Annotated in this window: 23 protein-coding genes, 1 tRNA gene and 1 pseudogene; 13 read left to right on the top strand and 12 right to left on the bottom strand. The window is 53.6% G+C overall.

What is annotated here, in order from left to right:
- Positions 1-29 precede the first annotated feature (29 nt).
- The 5 genes from AB6K10_RS13570 to AB6K10_RS13590 are packed head-to-tail and all read left to right on the top strand — an operon-like array spanning position 30 to position 2,610.
- Positions 30-332, top strand: a complete 303-nt coding sequence (locus AB6K10_RS13570; RefSeq protein WP_339119009.1) for a hypothetical protein — start codon at positions 30-32, stop codon at positions 330-332.
- A complete protein-coding gene (locus tag AB6K10_RS13575) occupies positions 325-537 on the top strand; it encodes a hypothetical protein (protein ID WP_339119010.1) in 213 nt (70 codons plus the stop codon). The genes AB6K10_RS13570 and AB6K10_RS13575 overlap by 8 nt, the downstream gene beginning before the upstream one ends.
- Positions 512-964 carry a hypothetical protein gene (locus AB6K10_RS13580; RefSeq protein ID WP_339119011.1) on the top strand — a complete coding sequence of 151 codons (453 nt, stop codon included), beginning with the start codon at positions 512-514 and terminating at the stop codon, positions 962-964. The genes AB6K10_RS13575 and AB6K10_RS13580 overlap by 26 nt, the downstream gene beginning before the upstream one ends.
- The gene (locus AB6K10_RS13585; protein ID WP_339119012.1) at positions 961-1,257 is read left to right on the top strand and encodes a hypothetical protein; all 297 of its coding nucleotides are present in this window, start codon (positions 961-963) and stop codon (positions 1,255-1,257) included. The genes AB6K10_RS13580 and AB6K10_RS13585 overlap by 4 nt, the downstream gene beginning before the upstream one ends.
- Before the next feature lie 9 nt (positions 1,258-1,266).
- Positions 1,267-2,610 (top strand): hypothetical protein, encoded by a 1,344-nt coding sequence (locus AB6K10_RS13590; RefSeq protein WP_339119013.1) that lies wholly within the window; start codon positions 1,267-1,269, stop codon positions 2,608-2,610.
- Positions 2,611-2,645: 35 nt separating this feature from the next.
- Here AB6K10_RS13590 and AB6K10_RS13595 read toward each other — a convergent pair whose 3' ends face one another.
- From AB6K10_RS13595 to AB6K10_RS13620, 6 genes are all read right to left on the bottom strand, one after another.
- The gene (locus AB6K10_RS13595) at positions 2,646-3,209 is read right to left on the bottom strand and encodes a hypothetical protein (protein ID WP_339119014.1); all 564 of its coding nucleotides are present in this window, start codon (positions 3,207-3,209) and stop codon (positions 2,646-2,648) included.
- Positions 3,210-3,459: 250 nt separating this feature from the next.
- Positions 3,460-4,800 (bottom strand): tyrosine-type recombinase/integrase, encoded by a 1,341-nt coding sequence (locus AB6K10_RS13600; RefSeq protein WP_339119015.1) that lies wholly within the window; start codon positions 4,798-4,800, stop codon positions 3,460-3,462.
- 208 nt (positions 4,801-5,008) lie between these two features.
- Positions 5,009-5,085 (bottom strand) — tRNA-Pro (locus tag AB6K10_RS13605).
- A gap of 114 nt (positions 5,086-5,199) precedes the next feature.
- The gene (locus AB6K10_RS13610; protein WP_339119016.1) at positions 5,200-6,012 is read right to left on the bottom strand and encodes an inositol monophosphatase family protein; all 813 of its coding nucleotides are present in this window, start codon (positions 6,010-6,012) and stop codon (positions 5,200-5,202) included.
- 65 nt (positions 6,013-6,077) lie between these two features.
- The gene (locus AB6K10_RS13615) at positions 6,078-6,533 is read right to left on the bottom strand and encodes an anti-virulence regulator CigR family protein (RefSeq protein ID WP_339119017.1); all 456 of its coding nucleotides are present in this window, start codon (positions 6,531-6,533) and stop codon (positions 6,078-6,080) included.
- 196 nt (positions 6,534-6,729) lie between these two features.
- Entirely contained in the window at positions 6,730-7,134 is a 405-nt protein-coding gene (locus AB6K10_RS13620) for a prepilin-type N-terminal cleavage/methylation domain-containing protein (protein WP_339119018.1), read from the bottom strand.
- Between the two features lie 231 nt (positions 7,135-7,365).
- Here AB6K10_RS13620 and pilB point away from each other — a divergent pair, with 231 nt between their 5' ends.
- From pilB to AB6K10_RS13650, 6 genes are read left to right on the top strand one after another with little or no spacing between them, the layout of a single operon-like run.
- A complete protein-coding gene (pilB, locus tag AB6K10_RS13625; RefSeq protein ID WP_253016310.1) occupies positions 7,366-9,123 on the top strand; it encodes a type IV-A pilus assembly ATPase PilB in 1,758 nt (585 codons plus the stop codon).
- A gap of 8 nt (positions 9,124-9,131) precedes the next feature.
- On the top strand, positions 9,132-10,361 hold the full coding sequence (locus tag AB6K10_RS13630) for a type II secretion system F family protein (RefSeq protein ID WP_253016309.1): 1,230 nt from the start codon (positions 9,132-9,134) through the stop codon (positions 10,359-10,361).
- Positions 10,362-10,390: 29 nt separating this feature from the next.
- Positions 10,391-11,236, top strand: coding sequence for an A24 family peptidase (locus AB6K10_RS13635; RefSeq protein ID WP_285263276.1), 846 nt, complete (start codon positions 10,391-10,393; stop codon positions 11,234-11,236).
- Between the two features lie 33 nt (positions 11,237-11,269).
- Positions 11,270-11,866: a dephospho-CoA kinase gene (gene coaE, locus AB6K10_RS13640; protein WP_285263275.1), complete on the top strand. Its 597-nt coding sequence runs from the start codon at positions 11,270-11,272 to the stop codon at positions 11,864-11,866.
- A gap of 14 nt (positions 11,867-11,880) precedes the next feature.
- On the top strand, positions 11,881-12,114 hold the full coding sequence (yacG, locus tag AB6K10_RS13645) for a DNA gyrase inhibitor YacG (RefSeq protein ID WP_159342269.1): 234 nt from the start codon (positions 11,881-11,883) through the stop codon (positions 12,112-12,114).
- 15 nt (positions 12,115-12,129) lie between these two features.
- Positions 12,130-12,999 (top strand): DNA replication terminus site-binding protein, encoded by an 870-nt coding sequence (locus tag AB6K10_RS13650; protein ID WP_285263274.1) that lies wholly within the window; start codon positions 12,130-12,132, stop codon positions 12,997-12,999.
- On the opposite strand, the gene AB6K10_RS13655 is transcribed toward AB6K10_RS13650, so the two are convergent.
- Complete coding sequence (locus AB6K10_RS13655) at positions 12,976-13,338, bottom strand: hypothetical protein (RefSeq protein WP_159342271.1); 363 nt, start codon at positions 13,336-13,338, stop codon at positions 12,976-12,978. The genes AB6K10_RS13650 and AB6K10_RS13655 overlap by 24 nt on opposite strands.
- Positions 13,339-13,707: 369 nt before the next feature.
- Here AB6K10_RS13655 and AB6K10_RS13660 point away from each other — a divergent pair.
- Positions 13,708-13,992 (top strand): annotated as a pseudogene (locus AB6K10_RS13660) (helix-turn-helix transcriptional regulator); the annotation flags it as partial.
- A gap of 24 nt (positions 13,993-14,016) precedes the next feature.
- A complete protein-coding gene (locus AB6K10_RS13665; protein ID WP_285263368.1) occupies positions 14,017-14,529 on the top strand; it encodes a hypothetical protein in 513 nt (170 codons plus the stop codon).
- A gap of 82 nt (positions 14,530-14,611) precedes the next feature.
- Here AB6K10_RS13665 and AB6K10_RS13670 read toward each other — a convergent pair whose 3' ends face one another.
- From AB6K10_RS13670 to pheA, 5 genes are all read right to left on the bottom strand, one after another.
- On the bottom strand, positions 14,612-14,986 hold the full coding sequence (locus AB6K10_RS13670) for a histone-like nucleoid-structuring protein, MvaT/MvaU family (RefSeq protein ID WP_253016301.1): 375 nt from the start codon (positions 14,984-14,986) through the stop codon (positions 14,612-14,614).
- Between the two features lie 312 nt (positions 14,987-15,298).
- On the bottom strand, positions 15,299-16,978 hold the full coding sequence (gene rpsA / locus AB6K10_RS13675) for a 30S ribosomal protein S1 (RefSeq protein ID WP_139527448.1): 1,680 nt from the start codon (positions 16,976-16,978) through the stop codon (positions 15,299-15,301).
- Positions 16,979-17,162: 184 nt separating this feature from the next.
- Positions 17,163-17,852, bottom strand: a complete 690-nt coding sequence (cmk, locus tag AB6K10_RS13680; protein ID WP_285263272.1) for a (d)CMP kinase — start codon at positions 17,850-17,852, stop codon at positions 17,163-17,165.
- Positions 17,842-20,076, bottom strand: coding sequence for a bifunctional prephenate dehydrogenase/3-phosphoshikimate 1-carboxyvinyltransferase (locus AB6K10_RS13685; RefSeq protein WP_339119019.1), 2,235 nt, complete (start codon positions 20,074-20,076; stop codon positions 17,842-17,844). Before AB6K10_RS13685 ends, cmk begins: the two co-directional genes overlap by 11 nt.
- 50 nt (positions 20,077-20,126) lie before the next feature.
- Positions 20,127-21,218 (bottom strand): prephenate dehydratase, encoded by a 1,092-nt coding sequence (gene pheA, locus AB6K10_RS13690; RefSeq protein WP_159342276.1) that lies wholly within the window; start codon positions 21,216-21,218, stop codon positions 20,127-20,129.
- Between the last annotated feature and the right edge of the window lie 4 nt (positions 21,219-21,222).

Consider the following 21,222-nt stretch of genomic DNA (forward strand, 5'->3'; position numbering starts at 1 on the left):
GGCCTATCACGCAACAAAGGAGATTGATCATGGCGAAAGTTGGCGAACGTATCGGTGCAGTGATGAAGGCTAAAGAAGGCGTTGTTCACCTCTTCGGATACGGAGTGCGTATCGAAGACAAAGTGCCTCCAGCCAATGCAGGGGGTTTTGGTTCTTTGCTGCATGAAGCCGGGGCGCCCAACCCCTGCTTACGTCTTGATAACGGCGTTGAAGTTTTCGGGTGTGAGTGTTGGTGGGGCGATGAGGAGTCGGTGAAGAAGCGCTTTGCCAACCATACGGTTGTCCAGGCTTCCATTAGCGAGATTCGTCAGGAGGTCAGAAATAATGGCTGAGCAGCGCCTTATGAACGTGGATGAGGCCATTGAGGACTTCAAACAGCACCTCGACAAAATGGCTGCCGATTGGAAGACACAGAGCGAAGCGAACCCTGAAGAGTGGCCCGCTTTGCTACCTGAAGATGAATGGTTCGAGCAGATATTGGCGCACATAAGCATGGATTGGGATGAAGACGATGAAGCCTATTTCAAAAGTGAATGACCTGCGCGCATCTACCGCGCTGATGATCAAGATGATGAAAGACCTGGACCTGATCATTCGCATCGTCGATACCATGCAGGAGCGCGAGTATCTGACTGATCGTCGTCAAATCGAGGAGCGGGAGGAGAAGTTGCTCTGGGAACGAGGCGCTTATGGAAAGTGCGTTCTGGCCGACTGGCTTGAAAACGGCGAAGTGAAAAAGCACTACGAGGTTGCTGTTCGCTTGTCGCTGATGCTCAAGATCCCCTCGAACCGGTTTGTCGCTGTCGTTGATGACTTGGCTCATGTGTATGAGCGTCGGTATCACGAGCTGACTCACCGGTGCGTCGTAAAGCAAGCCGAGCGCCAAGAGCGTAACAGGCAGGAGCTTAACGCCCTTTTCACCAAGAAAAAGTTTCAACCTTTAGCAGCGGGTGTATTCGCATGAAAACGCCATTTATGCTCGGCTTCTTTCCGAGCTTATGGGTCTTTTCGTTTGGCATGGGTAATATAAATGAGAATTTATCCCTAATTGTCATCTTCTATACGTGGACGATGATGAGTTTGGTTTACTTCTTCTACAGCGTCTTCAGGAGTTGGTCTTTAAAGAATAACAACGGAAGAATTATCCGCTACCAAATCAACACTTGGTTTCTGTTCGGAATCATATTAGCAGCAGGTTTAAACGATGCTGTTCGCGCAGCCTTTGCCATTTTAACCGTGATGTATGTAGCTCTTTAGGAAAACACCATGACCGCTCTGACTGCTATTGTTAATGCCAACGATGAAGGCAACATTATTTACTGTCTGTTGAAGCTGGCCAAAAAGGCTAATAAGAAAAAACGAATCGATCTTATTAAAGATTTTTTGGCCAATGAGTCCTCGTCTGAAGAAACAAAAGCCTACCAACAAGAGCTGATTCACTTTCTCTTTTCACCCTTGCGCGTATTTAACGTTAAGCCCAAGAAAGAGTGGGTGGTTGGATCAGATAGCCCGACAAAAGAGTGGTCAGAAGCGCACGCTTTGCTATTGAAGCTGGAGCGACGAGAAATCACCGGTAATGCCGCCAAACAAGCCGCTCAAGCGATGTGTGCGGAGCTGCCTACCTGGGCAGCGGATTTATTCAAGCGCTGCTTAGAGAAGCGCCCTGACGCCGGAATGACCGCCAATACGATCAACGAAGCGATCAAGGGATATGTGCCTCAGTTTAAGTGTGCGCTGGCCGAGCCGGTCGAGTATGAACGCTGCTTATGGCCAATGCTGATACAGCCCAAGCTAGACGGCGTTCGTGTGCTTGCGCATGTCCAAATTAGTAAGTCAACGGTTACTTACTATAGCCGTAAGGGGCTTACTTTCAGCTCAATGGAGCACCTGACGGCGGACTGCCTGAAGATGGCAATGGCGTTCCAGAGCGTTTCTGCCGTCGACATGGGCGAAGGTAAATATCGAGACGTGGTGTTGGATGGCGAAGTCTTTGGGGATAATTTCAAGGAGTCCATCAGCGCGGTGCGCAAAAAAGACAAGGCGGCCACCAACACAAAATACCACCTGTATGACTGGATGTTCGCCGACGAGTTTTTCGAGACCTCATGCGACCGTAAACAGCACAAGCGGCTGATGCTGCTTAGAAATGCCTTTAACGTCATCGACCCAGAGCTGGACAACATCAGGGTCGTGCCCACCTACAAAGTGGCTAGCGAAAGCGAGGCGATTGCCAAATACGACCAGTTGATTGGTCAGGGTTTCGAGGGCGCGGTTCTCAAGAAGCCCTACTCGCTTTATTCCTTCCGCCGCAGCTACGATTGGATGAAGATGAAGCCGGAGGAAAGCGCGGATTTGATGATCGTCGGCTACGAAGAGGGAACAGGTAAATACGAGGGTCAAATAGGCGCTCTAATCGTCGATTTTAACGGAGTAGAGGTGAGCGTAGGGTCGGGACTTACTGACGACCTGAGAGCTTCGTTGATGGGTGAGCGGTTCCTTGGTCGTATCATAGAAGTGGCCTACATGGAGGTGACGCCCGACGGCTCTCTGCGACACCCTCGCTTCAAGTGTTTCCGAGACCTCGCTGATCATCCTGGCATCAAGATTTAAAACAGAAGAGCCGCTATCGCTAGCGGCTCTATTTATTATTTGCTGATCAGCTCAAAACCATAAACACAGATAAAAAACACAGCGGTATACAGCGTAACATTGACTATAGATTTGGCGTTTCTCTTCGACTTAAATGCCAAAATATAACCCATCAAAAGCGAGGCTAACATGAACATGCTAAAAAAACGCTCGTGTGAGAATGCAGCTCCCATGAGACCTCTCTCCCAAAACAGCGACAGGTAGCTTAACTGAAAATCACCCATCGTATCTTTTATAAAGCCTGCAATTGAAACTGCCCACAGCATCAACATAGAAATGACGGTAAGTATCAGCCGACTCTTAGCCACACCCCCTTTAAAAAACCGATATATCGCGTAACCTGTTGCAGCAAGATAGATTAGAATTGCTGCCCCAAATGATGCCAACCCTATGTAGACCATAGCTTTGTTTATGGGAAAAAAACAAATGATCGACACAGTAGAATTGACGGCAGCCAACTTCCAAAACCGATTTTGGGGGCTGTGTTCTTTTTCATTTGTCACCTTCCGATCACCCTGGACTTCAGGGTTGCTCAATAGAGCCAAATCCGCCTTATCCACCACTACCCCCTTCAATTATTTTACGACTTCCATTCAAATGACTTGTCTTTTAATAGCTGTTGATTGGCTACAAGACGTCGGTGATTTTGCTCTAGCTGAGTAAAACCCACAAGCAAAATCAACAGGAACAGTAAGTAAGTGCTTGCTTACTTTTATGCCTAGATTTATCATGACTAAAGCAACAGCAGGCGCAAAGTAGCGTTGGTTGTTATGGGAGAAGAGGCGCAGGATTGCGCCTCTATTTTTTTGGCTAGAATTTCCCTTCTACGCTTCTCACCATCCTTTCCAGATGCTCTCTGTCAAGGTGGGTATAGTGGTCCGTAGTGGTCTTGATGTCTGAGTGCCCCATCAGATTGCGGACGGTCAGCAAGTCAGCCTTTGCCATGATGTAAAGCGAGGCAAAGTTGTGTCGCAACGTGTAAAGGTCAAGTGACGCATCTAACCCACCCCACTTCTTGATTTTCTCCCAAGGTTTGCGCATCGCACTCTCTGATAATCGGCGACGCTCCTCTCGATGCCTGGGGGAGTAAAACACCCAACCTGTATCTGGCCTGCCCTCCTGCTCCCACCATGCTTTGATGACTCTTTGACAGGGTTCGGTGACCGGGAAATACATCTTACCCTTTCCGTGGTGAGCTATTTTCTCAATCACCTTGCCAATGACTTTGAAGTCGTCCAGAAAATGCTCCCAGCGAAGGCCAAGCACGTCGCCATTGCGGAATCCGGTGTAATACATCACCAAAACGACCGGCACCACATGATCAACATAAGTGACCTGATCCCAATCAGGTAGATGTCGGTTGGATTTCTTGAGGCGCGAGCGACGGCGCATGTCCTTCATTTGGCGGGTGTATTCCTCCAGCCCCTTAAACAGGCCCTCCCGCTCACTGGCTGTCAAAACGCGCCTTTCTCCGAGGCTGGGGGTGTCGGCGGAAAGGTCAAGAGCGTCAGACTTTGGCCGCTTCAGGGAAACCCCCTTGATAGGATTCTTCTCGATCACCCCCACTTCGACTGCGTAGTTGAGCGCACCTTGCAAAACCGCATAGTCTCGCTTGAGCGTTTGAAAGCCGACTGCTTTCTCGGCTTCCTGTTGGGTCTCATAAACGTTGGATTTGGTGATCAGGTTCATGTCCAGCGTGAGCAAGTGGCCAAAGCGTCGCTTCAAACGAGCCACGTCCTGATGACCACGTTTGTTGCGCTTCATGTGGGCTTCGTAGTGAGCGTCAATGAAATTGGCGAGGATACTGGCTTTGGCTTTAGCCTTCAGACGTTTGGCCTCTGCCTTCTCTTCACGCTCTCGCATCAGCGCAATTTGAGGCTCAATGTTTCTCGCGATGTCAGCGGCGTAGTTTTTGGCAATCACCCTCGCCTCTTCTACATCGAGCGTTGGCCAGATGCCCAATTTGATCACCGGCCGCTTGCTTGGGTCGAGTTTAGAGCGGTAGCGATAATTGAGAGTGGCAGTGCCGTCGGTATTGAAGCGAGCAAAGAAGCCTTTCTGCTCAGTATCATAGATGCGACTAACGCCGTTGCGTTTGCCATGAAGAAGAGAGGTTTTGGTGAGTTTCTTGGTGACGGTCAGTTCGGCCATCGGCTATTCCTCTAGATGTGCCATAGAGGAATGATGACTCAAAACAAATGAGGCGCACAAAAAAAACCAGACCGATTGGCCTGGTTTTCTCCGTGGATTTTCAGAATCAGCATGGTGGTTATGCTGTGATTCTGGATCCACTGTGGATCCACGAACAGGAGGACAAGGGGATCATCCTACCTTTAACGCTCGTAACCCTTTGATTCTTTGGTCGGAGTGACAGGATTCGAACCTGCGACCTTTGCAACCCCATTGCAACGCGCTACCAAGCTGCGCCACACTCCGATATCTATTTGGCTTTTGCCTCAAGACGGTGCGTATACTATCGCTTTATTAGCCAAATGAAAAGCCCTTTTTGCGCTTTCTTTTCAAATGCTTGCTGATACCCGCTGGGAACCGTTAACGATCCGCCTGTTTCAACAGCGAGGCCATCGCCTCGTACACGTTAGGCGTAGTGATCAATAGCTGTTCAGGGAACAGGTCCGCCGGGACATTTTCCGGCACGGCCACCAAATGCCCGACGCGCGCGCCCGCTTCCCGGGCGATGACCCATCCAGCAACGAAATCCCAGGGCGAGACAGTTTCATAGTACGCATCGAGTCGCCCACAGGCGACATCGCAAATGTCCAGGGCTGCTGAGCCATTGCGGCGCACATCCTGGCAGTGGGTCAACGCTGCCTCCAAACGGGGTAACAGCGCTTTACGGGCGGTTTTATCGTAAGGGAAGCCAGTACCCACCAGCGTACTGTCGAGAGACGCTGCATGGCTCGGCGAGATAGGCTGTTGATTGCAAAAGGCACCGAGCCCCTGGGCGGCACTGAACGTTTCGCTCAGAAACGGTGCGTGCACTACCCCCACCTTACCGATTCCCTGCTCGATCCAACCAATCGATACGGCAACGTGGCGAAGTCCTTGGGCAAAATTTACCGTGCCATCGATGGGATCCACCACCCATAGCTGCTCGGCGGGGTTATGTAGCGCTTCTTCTGGGCTTAGCTCTTCGCTTAAACGCGCCTCACCGGGGAAGTGCTCTTCCAAGCGCTGGCTAATCAGCTTATCAACGGCAACATCTACATCGGTCACGAGTTCAATGCCCGCTTTTAAACGCTGGCTGAACGTTTGCTGTTCGCGGGCATCACGAATCATCTTCCCCGCTTCTTCCGCTATGGAGGTGGCTATCGCCAAGCGCTCTTCCAGAGTGACATTCGCCATAGGTGCTCCGTTTTGTTGAGTTAACGTCATCGTTCACCCAGCATAAACGCTGCCCAAATAAGGCGCTAGCGCAGAGCATCTACCAGCACATCGACCACCACTCGGGTCGCAGCTTCGATCAAGACCACGTCTGCGCCCACGCGCTCCCATTCGTAACCGGGATAACGGGGCAATTGGTTAGCAATCGGGCCATCAAAGCGCTTGGCAATCCCAGGTGGCAGCGGCTTTCCGCGTTCTAATTGACGCTGGATGCCTGGCGGCAGCGGCTCTGCACGAGGTGCGTCATACTGACTCAACAAGCGCAGCAACTCGCGCTCGTTAATACGCGGTAAATCAACATAATGCTGGTCGCGCTCCTGATAGCGTCGCGGTTCCTCATGGCGGAGCTGGCGCTCAGGTTGCGCATGTTGATCTTGATGGTTATTGCGAGCACCGTGAGCAGGTGCATGGGCTGGTTGCGCCATTGCAGATGTTTGCCAAAGTAGCGCAGTGATCACAAGGCCTAAAGTGATAGGTTTCATCGCAAGCTCCTGAAGACAATAATTCTAGCTAGGAGCTTTGAGTGTAAAAGGCAAAATTGCAAAGAAAATGTACGACCCTAGCAAAGAATAAAGTTTAAAATCTCCGGCTGTATACGCAAAAAGGTCTCGCAATTTGCGAGACCATTAAGAATGTCACAATTTTCACAAACACATGGACTATCAAAACATTACTAAATTAAATAGTACTAGTAATGCTCCCATCGGCATTAAGAGTAACTGTGACACCAGTACGCTCTGTGGACAAAGCAAGTGTAGCATCATCCTCAGCCGTACCATTAATTATAGATAGAAGAGTAGTATTATCATCTGTTAACGGAGTATCGTCAGCAGTTAAACACGCCTGGAAAGTATAAGAAAAGTTATCTGCATCATTTATAGTATTTGCAGCGGTATAACCGCTGCGGAAAGAGCTTAGTTCTCCTTCACAAGCAGATGCTGAAGCACGATCCAAATAATTACCATACTGCGGCACACCTACAGCAGCTAGCACACCAATAATTGCCACAACGATCAGCAGCTCGATAAGAGTGAAGCCCTGCTGCTTGAAGCGACGGGGCTGGTTAGATTGGGTTGTTTGCATTGCGGGGTTCCCTTGCGGTGTTAGAGTCATGAGCAAGCCAAAGGTAAGTAAACCAAGGCCCAACATACGGCTTACAGTAGCTTACCGCCCTAGGGTTGGCAACTAGGTTTCTCAACCGTTCAACGACGTTTTTTCAGCCTATTTCGGTGCTTTGGAAGCGCTGTATCAGTACCTCGCATCAGGCAAATATGGTACAACTCCCAGCACAATTACTCAGCTTTCGAGAACGCCATGAGCCAAACCGCCCCGGAGTCTACGCTAAGCCATGCGGCCCTCAACGGAGGGTTACGCGGCATTGCTAAACGACTGGTCAAGCATGGCCTGTTAACCGATGCGCAAGCGACTGTGGCAGAGAGTACGGCGGCCGAACTCGAGATATCTCTCCTACAGCATGTTATCGATAGCGGGCTTGTCGAAGCGGATGCTGCGGCCGTGGCGGCTGCGTGGGAGTACGGCCTGCCGGTGGTGGATCTCGAGGCCATTCGCGTCAGCGCCCTACCGCCTGCCAGCGACTATCCCGTCAAAATACTCGAGCGGCTGGATATCTTACCCCTGGCTCGCCATGGCCATCGTTTGACCGTGGCCGTGCCCTACCCGGCCACGCTGACTCAGCTCGATGAACTGCAGTTCGCGACCGGGCTTAGTGTCGATGGTGTACTGGCACCGGCTGACCAGTTGCGTAATACGCTAGTCCAGTACTTAGCTCAAAACGAGCGCAGCATGCTCGATGAGCTAGACAATATCGACGATGCCGTCAGTGCGCTCAACATCGTCCAACACGCTGATGGAGATGAGGTCGAGCTCGACAAAGCCTCCCAGAATAGTGACGATGCTCCCGTCGTTAAATTCGTCAACAAGATTCTGCTCGATGCCATCAGCCGAGGCGCATCGGACATTCACTTCGAGCCCTATGAAACCCAGTACCGGGTACGTTTCCGTATCGATGGAATGCTGGTCGAAATCGCGCGGCCACCCTTTGCGCTGCGTCACCGCATTGCAGCGCGCTTGAAGATCATGTCCCGGCTGGATATTTCAGAGCGTCGTTTGCCACAAGATGGCGCTCTGAAGCTGCAGCTTTCACGTACCCGCTCCATCGATTTCCGGGTCAATTCCCTCCCCACGGTATGGGGGGAGAAAGTGGTACTGCGGATATTGGACCCCACGTCCGCCCAGCTTGGAATCGATCAGCTCGGCTTTAGCCCTGAACAGCAGGCCGCTTACGAGTACGCGTTGAAAAAACCCCAAGGAATGATTTTGGTGACCGGGCCAACGGGCAGCGGTAAGACGGTGACACTTTACACCGGCATCAACATCCTGAACCAAGTGCAGCGCAATATCTGCACCGCTGAAGATCCGGTCGAGATCAAGGTATCGGGTATCAACCAAGTCAACGTGCTGCCTAAAATTGGGCTTAACTTTGCTAGTGCGTTACGGGCGTTTCTTCGCCAAGACCCCGATGTGGTCATGGTGGGGGAAATTCGTGATTTGGAGACGGCGGAAATTGCGGTCAAAGCGGCACAAACGGGTCACTTGGTGCTCTCCACCGTCCATACCAATTCGGCGGCAGAAACGCTCACCCGTCTCGCGAACATGGGGGTGGCGACTTATAACATTGCCAGTTCGGTGAGCCTGATCATTGCACAGCGATTAGCACGCAAATTATGCAATCAGTGTAAAACACCGGCCGACATTCCGGCTGAGGCGCTGCGTAAAGCCGGTTTCAACCAGCAGGATATTCGCAACGCGACGATCTATAAAGCTGTGGGGTGTAAGCAGTGCACCCAGGGGTATAAAGGGCGGTTAGGCGTGTACGAGGTAGTGCCGATTACCGATGACATGCGTCAACTGATCATGCGCGACGGCAACGCCATCGAGATCGACCAGCAAGCGCGTCGCGAGGGCTACCCTAGCCTTTACCAAAGCTGCCTCAGCCGGGTCTTGGATGGCAGCACCAGCCTGGAAGAAGTCAACCGAATCAGTAAGGAGTAACGCCGCCCATGGCCAAAGCCAAGGCTCGCCGCGCCAAGCCCGCCCCGCTGCACCGCTGGAAATGGGCGGGCAAAGGTCCTCAGGATCGCCCCATGCGAGGCGAGCTGATTGGCCGCACCAAAGCCGATATCGTCGAGCAGCTTGCGAAGCAGCGCATCGTTGCCAGTAAGATTCAAAAACGCAGCAGTTTCAGCGGCCGCGGTAAAGTGACCAATGTCGATATCATGGTGTTCGCACGCCAGATGGCGACCATGGTGCGTGCAGGCATCCCTATTTTGCAGGCACTTCAAGCCGTGTCGGAAAGCTTGAAGAAACCCGCCATGGTCGCGCTGACCCAGCAAATCATGGAAGACGTGTCGTCCGGCGATAGCCTTTCCAGTGCCATGGCAAAACATCCTCGTCAGTTCGATCGTTTATTCGTCAACTTGGTGGATGCAGGAGAACAAGCCGGCGCGCTCGATCAAATGCTCGAACGTATTGCCAGTTACAAAGAAAAAGTCGAGTCACTCAAAAACCGCGTCAAAAAAGCGCTTTGGTATCCGACCTCGGTCATGGCGATTGGTGTGGGGGTAACCATGCTTTTGCTCATCAAAGTGGTACCTGAGTTCGAGAGCATGTTTCAAGGCTTTGGCGCCGAGCTGCCCGCATTGACACAGTTCACCGTCAATCTCTCTGACATGGCCCAGCAATATTGGCTGCATGCACTGGGCTTCTTAGTCGGTAGTGTGATGCTGCTGAAAACGGCTGCGCGCCGTTCACCCAAGGTCGCCTATCGGCTCGATGGCTTATTGCTCAGGTTACCGGTAATTGGCGACATCATGCATAAATCGGCAGTGTCCCGCTTCACTCGAACCCTCGCGACGACCTTTGCCTCCGGGGTACCATTGATAGAAGGCCTAGAAACCGCTGCCGGCGCCGCCGACAATCGCGTCTACATCAAAGCAATCAATGAAGTGCGCCAGGATGTCACCACTGGGCAGCAGCTTCATTTTGCGATGCGGATGACGAATCGCTTTCCTGCGCTGGCCGTTCAGATGGTAAGCATCGGCGAAGAGGCTGGATCCCTCGATGCCATGCTCAATCGGGTGGCGGATTATTACGAAGAGGAAGTCGACAATAAAGTCGATGCGCTGACATCACTCATGGAGCCCATCATTATCGTCGTGCTCGGTGCCCTGGTGGGAGGCGTGGTAGTGTCGATGTATCTCCCGATCTTCGAAATTGGCACGGCGCTATAGAGCAGGCCACTCAATCCATTAGGAGTATCATGGGCTTACCGCCACTATTATTGTCAGTCTTCGCAGGGGTCATGGGGCTGTGTTTGGGCAGCTTTCTCAATGTCGTGATCACGCGGCTACCGGTCATGCTGATGCGCCAGTGGCGTAACGAAGCTCTCGCTTCGTTGGAGCAGCCCACAGAGCCTACCCCTCGCTTCAATCTTGCCTATCCACCGTCCATGTGCCCTCGCTGCGAGCACGCCATTGCCTGGCACGACAACCTCCCTGTCCTCGGGTGGTTGAAGCGTCGCGGGCGCTGCGCCCATTGTCAAACTCGTATCAGCCCTCAGTACCCGGTGGTGGAAATCATGGGGGGCGTACTGGCGATTGCCGTCATGGCGCTGCATGGCTGGCAACTTTCGAGTTTGTGGATATATGCCGCCTGCATGACGCTACTCGTGTTAGCCGTCATCGACCTGCGCACATACCTTCTACCGGACATACTGACCCTACCGCTGCTGTGGGCGGGTTTGGCCTACCAGCTTCTGTTTCAGCCCGTCATGCTATCTGGCGCCGTGTTAGGTGCCATGGCGGGGTATCTCGTCTTGTGGGGCTTTTACTGGCTCTTCAAGCTCGTCACGGGAAAGGAGGGCATGGGCTATGGCGATTTCAAACTACTGGCAGCGCTAGGTGCTTGGTTAGGCTGGAGCATGCTTCCGCTACTGCTGATCGTGTCTGCCGGGTTGGGCGCACTCATTGGCCTGATGGTACAAGCGACACAACCTCGTCTGCGAGGCCAAGCCATGCCGTTTGGCCCCTTTTTGGCATTATCAGGCTGGGTGGGGTTACTCATGGGCGATGACCTCATGGCACTCTACCTGTCACTGGTATACTGAATCATTTATCGGTTCTGTCATTTAAGGGTTAACATGATCATTGGTGTTACCGGCGGTATTGGCTCAGGAAAATCCACCGTTGCTCGTCTATTTGGGGAGTTGGGTATCGGCTGGGTGGATGCCGATGACGTGGCAAGAGAGATTGTCGCCCCTGGCGAACCAGTACTCGATGCCATCACTGAGCGGTTTGGCATGCAGGTGCTGAATAATAACGGCAGCCTAAACCGAGCCACCCTGCGCGAGATTGTATTTACCGACCCCAGTCAGCGTGCTTGGCTGGAGTCCGTTACCCACCCGCGTATCCGCGAGCGGCTACTCGAACATCTGCGACAGCTTTGCACCCAATCACCCTATGTACTGCTGGTTTCCCCACTGCTTTTCGAATCGGGACAGGATGCGCTGGTAAAACGTACGTTGGTGGTGGACGTTCCCGAAGCAGAGCAGCTCGCGCGAACGTTGGCCCGTGATCACGTGAGCGAGCAGCAGGTGCGTGCTATCCTCGCGGCCCAATTACCACGCGATGTGCGACTCTCACGTGCCGACGATGTCATCGACAATAGCCGAGGGCGAAATCATACCCAACGGCAAGTGGCCGCACTCGACCAACAGTACCGTAATAGCATAACGTGAAGGAGCTTTCACCGATGACGATTCCCGCTAACGATGCCCCGCTCGAAGTGGATTGCCCACAGTGTGGAACACGCGTGACTTGGGGGCCTAGCAGCCCTTTTCGCCCCTTTTGTAGCAAACGTTGCCAGTTACTGGATCTCGGCGCTTGGGCAGAAGAGTCTCACCGTATCTCGGGAGAGTCCGCCATGGATGAGGCCGATATCGAGACGCTTCTAGCTCAAGCGGATAAAGACGCTCCACTCTCTTGAGACGATGCCTCACTGATGTCTGACGCCTTACGACCCCACTATCGGTTATTGCATGAGCTGGATGAACGCTTCGACCAACTGACTGCAGCCATCCACCGTGCAGCAACGCTTTATGAATCAGCGCCTCCCGCCACGTGGCGTTTGTCAGGGTCAGGCGATGCCACTTGGCTGAGGGATGCGCTTCTAGACATGTGGCATCAGCAGCATCAAGACGGCCGAGAAACGCGTAATTACATTGCCGTCATCGCCGCCGACGAGCCGCTGATTGAGGCCTTTCAAGAGGTCAACGCTGCCAAAAGTGCCATCAGCACACTTTTGCAACGCATCAAGCAGAGCGAGCCGGGCGGACTCAGTAACGCCAAGCAGCGCCTCCCCCAGCGTCATCCTGATGTCGAGAAAGTGCTCCGCACCGGGGGAATGGCGCGACTGCATTTGAAACAGTGCTGGCGTCAATTGCCTATCGTCGAAGCACCGGTCGCACGAGTGCGGCTCGCGTGGTACAGCAGCGGCCGCTCCATCAAACGCATCACCGTCCAAGAGGCAGAGCAAAAGCTATTACAGCTGGATAGCGATGCTCCCCATGTCCGCATACAGCTGCGAAAACTCGCTGGCATACCCAGCAGCGAACCGTTGGCGCAGGTACAAAACCAAGCACCGCTCATGCGCGCCAACCTTTTCTTCACGGAACCGCTGATGGATGGCCAGACACGGCGAGCGTTAAATATTGCCATGCCGCTAGTGGTACCCGCGCATGAAGGCCGCTTGCCGCATATCAAAGTGCCCCCTATGGAGCCACCCGCACAACGAACACGCGCCAAGCGGCGGGATGAAAAGCTAGAAAGTGACGCTTTTTTGCCCAGCTTACGCGTTTATCGCTACCGCTAGCGGATCGTTGGCAACCACCGGTAACCGGTCCTTTGTCCATAAGCCGTAAGCCAGCAGCGTTTCAATGAGCGCCCTCACTTCCTGCTCGGACTGATCGTATTCATTCATGAGAGCCCTCAGACGCTCTGCAAAATGCGCCTCCTGTGCTTTTTCATGCGCCTCTTGGTCGTCAGCTTCTAAGGATGCTAAAGAGCGTACAGGCGGCCCGGTGGGAATATCAAAATCACTCTCAGGATCGTCCAACTGACGCAATGCTTGCGCAAAGGCGTCATCCAGCTCACGAAATTTACGTAGCTTTTCACGCTCATCCAGTTGTTTTTGAACCTTTTGATATTTCATTGATGTTTCATTTACACCTTACAAAAAATGGTCGATACGCCTGCCAAACAGGCCTTTTTAACGAAAAACTGTGCACAAACGCGTAAACATACAGAGCAAACTTGCCTTTGCTTGAGCTTAGCAGCATAAAGACAACATCGTGATGGCAACACGAATCGGTAACAATGGTTTACCGCTATCGTATGGACAGTGACACTACGCCATCACACGCCAAGGATGTTAGCTCACTCGACGATACTCCCTATTGATAGGCAGTGAGCAGAGCTATGGGCTGCCAGCACTTGTACCATACGCACCGGGAGGGTGCTCTACAGGCAAGATATCGACCTGTATGACTCACGCATAGGAGGCCAGATAATGTTCAATGCAATGTCGCGAGCTGAGATCTGGCTACAGGACACGCTTGATCAGTCATTGAGTATCGAAGACCTAGCGAACCACTTGGGGTATTCTGCCTCGCAGGTGCGCAGACAGTTTCGCCAATGCTTTCATACATCCCCAAGCGCTTACCGAGAGCAGCGTCGCCTAGAGCGTGCTGCCGTTCTCTTATCACTGACATCACAAAATATAGCGCATATCGCCTTACGCTGTGGGTACGTCAATCACTCCTCTTTCTCACGAGCCTTTCAAAGGCGCTACCAGCTAACTCCGCGGCATTATCGCCAAGCGCTAAGTGGTATGCGCCATTTAGCCGCACCTCAAAGACAGTTTACGACGACCATCGAGAAGAGCCGCCCGCGACAGGCTGTTTTTATGCGTATTTATGAAGCACCTGACGCTATTGATGGGCTGGGCAGCAAAAAACATCATGCTAACCATCTTAGCTGCTTTGAAGCACAATTAGGGCGAGCCACACCGACCGTTGCCTTGCCTGACTTATTAGCCAATACCGTTGCCGCTTTAGACACTTCTCAACCGCAAAACAAGTTGAGAACCGATATTGGACTTTACTTAGAGCCTACGGCTACCACGGAGAATTTAGCACTGCCAGTGGCTTATCGCAGGGTAGACTCTCCCGCTCAACACTTTGCCACGACACGTTTCGATCAGTTCGATGAGCTAGCGGATGCGCTAGCCTCCACGCTCTTGCGCATCATTCACCAAGAAGATACGTTTCAGATTAGTGGAGATTCTCCGCGAGTACTGTGGCATCCAAATCACTTGGAATTACGCGTCCCGCTTCAATATTGAGCAATGTTGACTGGAAACTCTTCTCTATCGCTGTTTAAAAAGAATTCCGGCACTTCTTTGCAGAAGTGCCGGAATGATTTGTTTAGTCTTCCATCCGCACGAGCCAAGATTCGACAGTGTCATCGCCGTGCTCGTCTTTCCAGCTACGCAGGCCTTTGTGATTGCCGCCACGGGTTTCGATGACCTCACCAGTGTGCGGGTTCTTGTAGATCTTCAGACGACGCTTGCGGCGCGTAGAGGCAGCAGGCGCTTTAGTGCTGACACGCTGATCGGCAGCAGGGTCAAGCAATGCGACCACGTCTGCCGGGCGCTTACCAAACTCGTTCATCAACGCTTCCAGTTTGGCTTTAAACTCTAGCTCGCTTTTAAGGCGCTGATCGCCTTCTAAACGCTGCAGTTCTTCTTGTAGCTGCTTAAGCTGCTGTTCTTTCTGGATGTAATCGTTTAACAAAGACATAGGGAGTCCCTTTTTTGCTTTAGATGTAACGGCAATGGTATTCAGCTGGACCACTCAATACCGATCAGTTCAGGATGCGGTGACATTATTGCCTTAATTATGCTAATTGACAACAGTCTAGTTGATTTTGATCCATTTACTAAACATTTTTTTAAACGCCAACTTGCCAAAGCCCACTACGATTAAAGCCACTCTTCAAACAACACAAGTACTGCTAATACAGATTAAGAAAGTAAATCGAAGCGATGTAAATTTTTGCAAAAAAAACGCCGCCCTAGAGGGCGGCGTTTTTGTAGGCGTCAGACTAATAACTTAGTCTTGACCCATCTGCTGCTTGATCAGATCACCGATAGTGGTCGGGCCACCGGCGGCTTCTGGCTCTTGCTCACGCAGTTTCTTCAGGTTTTGACGAGTATCGTCTTGCTCTTTCGCTTTTACCGACAGATTGATCTGACGGCTCTTGCGATCGACGCTCACGATACGCGCTTCAACGCTGTCGCCTTCGTTCAGAACGTTGCGTGCATCTTCAACACGGTCAGCGCTGATTTCAGAGGCTTTGAGGATAGCGATAACGTCTGTCGCCAGCTCAACGTGTGCTTCTTTGGCGTCAACTTCTACAACACGGCCAGTCACGATGCTGCCCTTGTCGTTCACAGACAGGTATTCAGCAACCGGATCGGAATCCATTTGCTTGATACCCAGGGAGATACGCTCGCGCTCCGGGTCGATAGACAGAATAACTGCTTCTGCTTCGTCACCCTTCTTGAAGTTACGAACGGCTTCTTCGCCTGTTTCAGTCCAAGAGATGTCGGACAGGTGAACCAGACCGTCGATACCGCCTTCAAGGCCGATGAAGATACCGAAGTCCGTAATGGACTTGATGGTACCGGAAACACGGTCGCCCTTGTTGTATTCGGCGTTGAAGGTTTCCCACGGGTTAGCAGTGCACTGCTTGATACCCAGAGAAATACGACGACGCTCTTCGTCGATATCGAGAACCATCACGTCAACGTCATCGCCCACTTGAACGACTTTAGACGGATGAATGTTCTTGTTGGTCCAGTCCATTTCAGACACGTGAACCAGACCTTCGACACCCTCTTCCAGCTCAGCAAAGCAACCGTAGTCCGTCAGGTTCGTGACGACAGCGTGTACTTTGGTGCCTTCCGGATAACGGTCTTTGATGTTGACCCACGGATCTTCGCCCAGCTGCTTCAGACCCAGTGAAACGCGGTTGCGCTCACGATCGAACTTCAGCACTTTGACGTTGATCTCGTCGCCAACGGCAACGATTTCAGACGGATGCTTGATGCGCTTCCACGCCATGTCGGTGATGTGCAGCAGGCCATCGACGCCGCCCAAATCAACGAAAGCACCGTAATCGGTCAGGTTCTTGACGATACCTTTGATCTGCTGGCCTTCTTGCAGAGTGGCCAGGAGCGCTTCACGCTCGGCGCTGTTCTCTGCTTCCAGCACGGCACGACGTGATACGACGACGTTGTTGCGCTTCGGGTCGAGCTTGATGACTTTGAAATCCAGCTCTTTGTTTTCCAGGTGCGCAGTGTCGCGAACCGGACGAACGTCCACCAGAGATCCCGGCAAGAAAGCACGGATAGAGTCGACGTCGACAGTGAAGCCGCCTTTGACTTTACCGTTGATCACGCCCTTGACGATTTCGTCTTTCTCGAAGGCTGCTTCCAGAATCTTCCAAGCTTCTGCGCGCTTGGCTTTTTCACGGGACAGACGTGTTTCACCGAAACCATCTTCGACGGCTTCCAGTGCAACGTGAACGTCATCACCGATGGCGATGGTCAGTTCACCGTTTTCATCGCGGAATTGTGCCGCAGGGATTTGACCTTCGGACTTCAGACCAGCGTTAACGGTAACCCAGTCACCGTCAATGTCGACAACCTGAGCCGCGACGATGGCGCCTGGCTCCATGTTGATGTCGTTAAGAGACTGTTCAAACAGTTCAGCAAAGCTTTCGCTCATGGTTTTCCTACGTGATCAACGTTGTTGAGGCATAACTGCCTTCTCCGTACCACCAGCGAGTACGGGCCTAATGTCACTCAGCTTTTGGAGGCGTTAGCGCTGGTTAGACCTGACCGGGCTCACTGAGATGATGCTGTCGCCCTGCCACGTCGTGACACCTTTCCAAAAACGCCGCAAGGGAGAATCAAATGCCGTTAGACATGCCGCGTTGGGCAAGCAGTTCGGTCAGCCGATCAACCACTTCCGGTATGCTCAGGCGTGTGGTATCAAGCGTGATGGCATCGTCTGCCGGCTTGAGGGGAGCCACACTGCGTTGCGTGTCGCGTGCATCGCGTGCCTGAATCTCCTTTAAAAGACTCGACAGACTAGCATCCACCCCAGCTTCCTGCAACTGTAGATGCCGTCTGCGCGCCCGCTCTTCGGCACTGGCCGTCAAAAAGATCTTCAAGGGAGCATCGGGGAACACGACCGTGCCCATGTCGCGACCGTCTGCCACGAGCCCCGGCGCTTGACAAAAATCGCGCTGCCTCTGGAGAAGCGCCGAACGCACTTGTGGCAAAGCGGCCACCTTGGAAGCGCGTTCACCGGCTTGTTCGGTACGGATGGCGCGACCAACGTCCTCACCCTCTAAGAGCGTGCAGGGTAAGCCATCCGCCACCGGAAACGCGACATCGAGCGATGCCGCAATACTGGCGAGTGCCGCTTCATCATCCAGCGAAACGCCATGCTTGACGGCGGCTTGCGCCGTCAAACGGTAAAGCGCCCCACTATCCAGCAGGTGCCAACCCAACCGTTCGGCCACGAGGCTGCTAATCGTACCTTTGCCGGCACCGCCGGGGCCATCGATCGTCAGCACAGGTACCTTAGCGGTCATTGGCACCCTCCACCTCGACGCTCATCCCAATTCGTTGAGCCAGTGCGACGAAATCGGGGAAGGAGGTCGCCACGTTGGCGCAGTCATCAATGATGATTTCGGCACCGGCACGCAGCGACGCAATGGCAAACGCCATGGCAATACGGTGATCGCCCAGGCTATCGATACGACCACCGCCATAGCTCGGTTCGCTATCGTTGCCGTTACCCACAATGTCGATGCCGTCCTCTACCACCGTATGCTCGACACCCAGCACCGCAAGGCCATCGGCCATCGCCTGAATACGGTCGGACTCTTTCACGCGGAGTTCTTCTGCACCGCGCAGGCGAGTCGTGCCGTGCGCATTGGATGCCGCAATGAAGAGCGCTGGGAATTCATCGATAGCCAGCGGCACTTGATCGACGGGAATATCGATACCTTTCAAGGGCGCGTAACGAATACGGATATCGGCAACCGGCTCGCCCCCCACTTCGCGCTCGTTCTCCAGGGTTAAATCAGCGCCCATCAGGTTCAAAATATTGATCACACCAATCCGCGTCGGGTTGATGCCCACATGTTCCAGTGTGATATCGGAACCCGGCGTAATCGCAGCAGCAACGAGAAAGAACGTCGCCGAGGAGATATCGGACGGAACATCGATGGGTCCAGCGGTTAACCGACCACCGCCTTGTAGCCAGCAGGTATCCCCTTCACGGAATACTTCGTAACCAAAACCATTGAGCATGCGTTCGGTATGGTCACGGGTAGGCGCAGGCTCGCGCACACGGGTTTCGCCTTCGGCATACAGCCCGGCGAGTAGCAGACAGGATTTCACCTGGGCACTGGCCATGGGCATGTCGTAGTGAATACCCTTTAGCGCTGCGCCACCCTGGATTTTCAGCGGCGGACGACCGCCTTCGGCCGTATCGATCGTCGCCCCCATAAGGCGCAAAGGATCCGCGACGCGACCCATCGGGCGCTTAGTCAGCGACTCATCGCCGGTCAATTCGCTGTCGAAGGATTGACCGGCCAGCAGGCCAGCAAAGAGACGCATTGCCGTCCCGGAGTTACCCACATAAAGAGGCCCTGCTGGCGCTTTCAAACCGTGCATGCCGACGCCATGGATTGTCACGCGGCCTTGATGCGGCCCCTCAATCGCCACTCCCATCTCGCGGAACGCCTGCAGCGTTGCCAGGCTATCTTCACCTTCGAGGAAGCCTTTGACCTCCGTCACCCCTTCTGCCAACGCTCCCAGCATGATCGAGCGGTGGGACATGGATTTATCGCCCGGCACACGCAGACGCCCCTGCGCCTGGCCGCCCGGCTGCACCCGATAAGTCACTTTACCGTGTGGTTGCATATGATATTCCGCCTGATAACTGGTTTTGTTCAATAACGTATCGAAATAGTGACGCGCATGACTGGCCCGATCAAAGGTGGCGATGAGTGCATCGCTATCCCCCTCCTCTACGGCTTGACGCAGACGCGTTAGACCGGCCTCAAAATCATCCAGCGACGATAGCACTGCCTCTCGGTTGGCAATGAAGATATCCCGCCACATGACCGGATCGCTGCCCGCAATTCGCGTGAAGTCTCGGAACCCGCCTGCCGCATAACGAAAAATATCCAGCCGCTCATCTTGACGCGCTAGGGTGTCCACCAGGGAAAAGGCCAACAGGTGCGGCAAATGACTGGTTCGCGCGAGTACTTGATCGTGGCGTTCGACACTCATGTGGAGCACCTGTGCACCACAAGCCTGCCACAATGCCTCTACGCGTTTCAGCGCTAGTGCATTGACGTTGGCCTCAGGCGTCAAAATCACCTTGTGGTTCTCATAGAGCAAGGGGTTGGCCGCAGCTACGCCACTCTTTTCGGAACCCGCAATGGGATGACCCAGCACCATGTTCGGCGGCACGCAGCCAAAGACGCGCTCGGCACACTCTCGAATCGTTGCCTTGGTACTGCCCACGTCGGTGATGACCACATCGCTGGCTGCGTCGGAAAGCGACTCGGCCAACTGGGTCATGACGCGCTCCATGGCCAGCACGGGCACCGCCAGCACGACCATGGAGACATCCTTCAACAGCTCGCCGAGCCTAGTACCGCCCGAATCGACGAGACCAAGCTCAATGCCCAGAGCCACTTCGTCATGATTAGGGTCGCAAGCGACGATGTGGCCGTCATAGCCAGCGGCGCGTAACCCAGCAGCCAGCGAGCCGCCAATCAACCCCAACCCAACGATCAAGATCCGCGATTCATGACACGACGCACGTTTGTTCGTATGCCCTGACACCGTCACAGCACGCCCTGGGGGTAAGAGCCCAACACGCGCAGCTCGGAGGCCCGCAAACGCACCTCTTCCAAGACCGCCGCCACCTGAGGCTCGTCGCGATGACCTTTGAAATCGATGAAAAATACATAATTCCAAACGCCGGTGCGTGACGGCCGCGTTTCAATACGAGTCAAATCGATTTTGTGGCGATGGAACGGCTCAAGCAGATCGTGCAGCGCCCCCGGCTGGTTACGCATCGCCACGACGATGGACGTCTTATCCTCGCCTGACATGGGCACGTCTTGGTTGCCAATGATCAAAAAGCGCGTGGAGTTATCCGGGCGATCCTCGATCTTGTCGGCAATCCGCTCCAGACCATACAGCTTCGCCGCCATGTCACCCGCTATGGCGGCGCTATGCCATTCGGTCTTTACCAGCTTCGCAGCTTCTGCGTTAGACGACACCGGTACACGCTCTGCGTGAGGATAGTGTGCGTCCAACCACTTACGGCATTGGCCAAACGACTGCGGATGCGAATAAATGCGCGATACTTTGTCTTTACGCGTGGTTTCGCTGATCAACAGATGATGATGGATGCGTAGTACCACTTCGCCGCAAATCTTGATGGAGGAGTCCATGAAGGTATCGAGCGTGTGATTGACAACGCCTTCGGTGGAATTCTCCACCGGCACGACGCCGTAATTCACCGCGCCCGCTTCTACTTCGCGGAACACCTCGTCGATGGCGGCCATGGGCAAGCTGACCGCGCTTTCCCCAAAGTGCTTCAGCGCGGCTTGCTGGGTAAACGTGCCCTCTGGGCCTAAATACGCCACTTTGACCGGCTGCTCCAGCGCGAGACAAGCAGACATGATTTCGCGAAACAGACGGGCCATCTCTTCGGAGTCCAGTGGCCCGTTGTTCAGCGCCATGATGCGCCGCAACACCTGCGCTTCTCGCTCAGGGCGGTAGAACACGGCATCTTTATCTTGAGCGAGCTTAACGTGAGCCACCTGCTGAGCGCAGGTGGCTCGCTCACTGATCAAGCGCAGAATATCGCCATCCAACTGGTCGATACGTTGACGCAAGTCGTCTAAATGGATCGGCGTATCGGACATGATG

Source organism: Halomonas sp. BMC6, assembly GCF_964204995.1.
Classification (GTDB): domain Bacteria; phylum Pseudomonadota; class Gammaproteobacteria; order Pseudomonadales; family Halomonadaceae; genus Vreelandella.

What these genes read in the sequence shown, in the direction of transcription:
- AB6K10_RS13570 (WP_339119009.1), top strand. Translation starts at nt 30, where the DNA reads ATGGCGAAAGTTGGCGAACGTATCGGTGCAGTGATGAAGGCTAAAGAA.
- AB6K10_RS13575 (WP_339119010.1), top strand. Translation starts at nt 325, where the DNA reads ATGGCTGAGCAGCGCCTTATGAACGTGGATGAGGCCATTGAGGACTTC.
- AB6K10_RS13580 (WP_339119011.1), top strand. Translation starts at nt 512, where the DNA reads ATGAAGCCTATTTCAAAAGTGAATGACCTGCGCGCATCTACCGCGCTG.
- AB6K10_RS13585 (WP_339119012.1), top strand. Translation starts at nt 961, where the DNA reads ATGAAAACGCCATTTATGCTCGGCTTCTTTCCGAGCTTATGGGTCTTT.
- AB6K10_RS13590 (WP_339119013.1), top strand. Translation starts at nt 1,267, where the DNA reads ATGACCGCTCTGACTGCTATTGTTAATGCCAACGATGAAGGCAACATT.
- AB6K10_RS13600 (WP_339119015.1), bottom strand. Translation starts at nt 4,800, where the DNA reads ATGGCCGAACTGACCGTCACCAAGAAACTCACCAAAACCTCTCTTCTT.
- AB6K10_RS13610 (WP_339119016.1), bottom strand. Translation starts at nt 6,012, where the DNA reads ATGGCGAATGTCACTCTGGAAGAGCGCTTGGCGATAGCCACCTCCATA.
- AB6K10_RS13615 (WP_339119017.1), bottom strand. Translation starts at nt 6,533, where the DNA reads ATGAAACCTATCACTTTAGGCCTTGTGATCACTGCGCTACTTTGGCAA.
- AB6K10_RS13620 (WP_339119018.1), bottom strand. Translation starts at nt 7,134, where the DNA reads ATGCAAACAACCCAATCTAACCAGCCCCGTCGCTTCAAGCAGCAGGGC.
- pilB (WP_253016310.1), top strand. Translation starts at nt 7,366, where the DNA reads ATGAGCCAAACCGCCCCGGAGTCTACGCTAAGCCATGCGGCCCTCAAC.
- AB6K10_RS13630 (WP_253016309.1), top strand. Translation starts at nt 9,132, where the DNA reads ATGGCCAAAGCCAAGGCTCGCCGCGCCAAGCCCGCCCCGCTGCACCGC.
- AB6K10_RS13635 (WP_285263276.1), top strand. Translation starts at nt 10,391, where the DNA reads ATGGGCTTACCGCCACTATTATTGTCAGTCTTCGCAGGGGTCATGGGG.
- coaE (WP_285263275.1), top strand. Translation starts at nt 11,270, where the DNA reads ATGATCATTGGTGTTACCGGCGGTATTGGCTCAGGAAAATCCACCGTT.
- yacG (WP_159342269.1), top strand. Translation starts at nt 11,881, where the DNA reads ATGACGATTCCCGCTAACGATGCCCCGCTCGAAGTGGATTGCCCACAG.
- AB6K10_RS13650 (WP_285263274.1), top strand. Translation starts at nt 12,130, where the DNA reads ATGTCTGACGCCTTACGACCCCACTATCGGTTATTGCATGAGCTGGAT.
- AB6K10_RS13655 (WP_159342271.1), bottom strand. Translation starts at nt 13,338, where the DNA reads ATGAAATATCAAAAGGTTCAAAAACAACTGGATGAGCGTGAAAAGCTA.
- AB6K10_RS13665 (WP_285263368.1), top strand. Translation starts at nt 14,017, where the DNA reads ATGCGCCATTTAGCCGCACCTCAAAGACAGTTTACGACGACCATCGAG.
- AB6K10_RS13670 (WP_253016301.1), bottom strand. Translation starts at nt 14,986, where the DNA reads ATGTCTTTGTTAAACGATTACATCCAGAAAGAACAGCAGCTTAAGCAG.
- rpsA (WP_139527448.1), bottom strand. Translation starts at nt 16,978, where the DNA reads ATGAGCGAAAGCTTTGCTGAACTGTTTGAACAGTCTCTTAACGACATC.
- cmk (WP_285263272.1), bottom strand. Translation starts at nt 17,852, where the DNA reads ATGACCGCTAAGGTACCTGTGCTGACGATCGATGGCCCCGGCGGTGCC.
- pheA (WP_159342276.1), bottom strand. Translation starts at nt 21,218, where the DNA reads ATGTCCGATACGCCGATCCATTTAGACGACTTGCGTCAACGTATCGAC.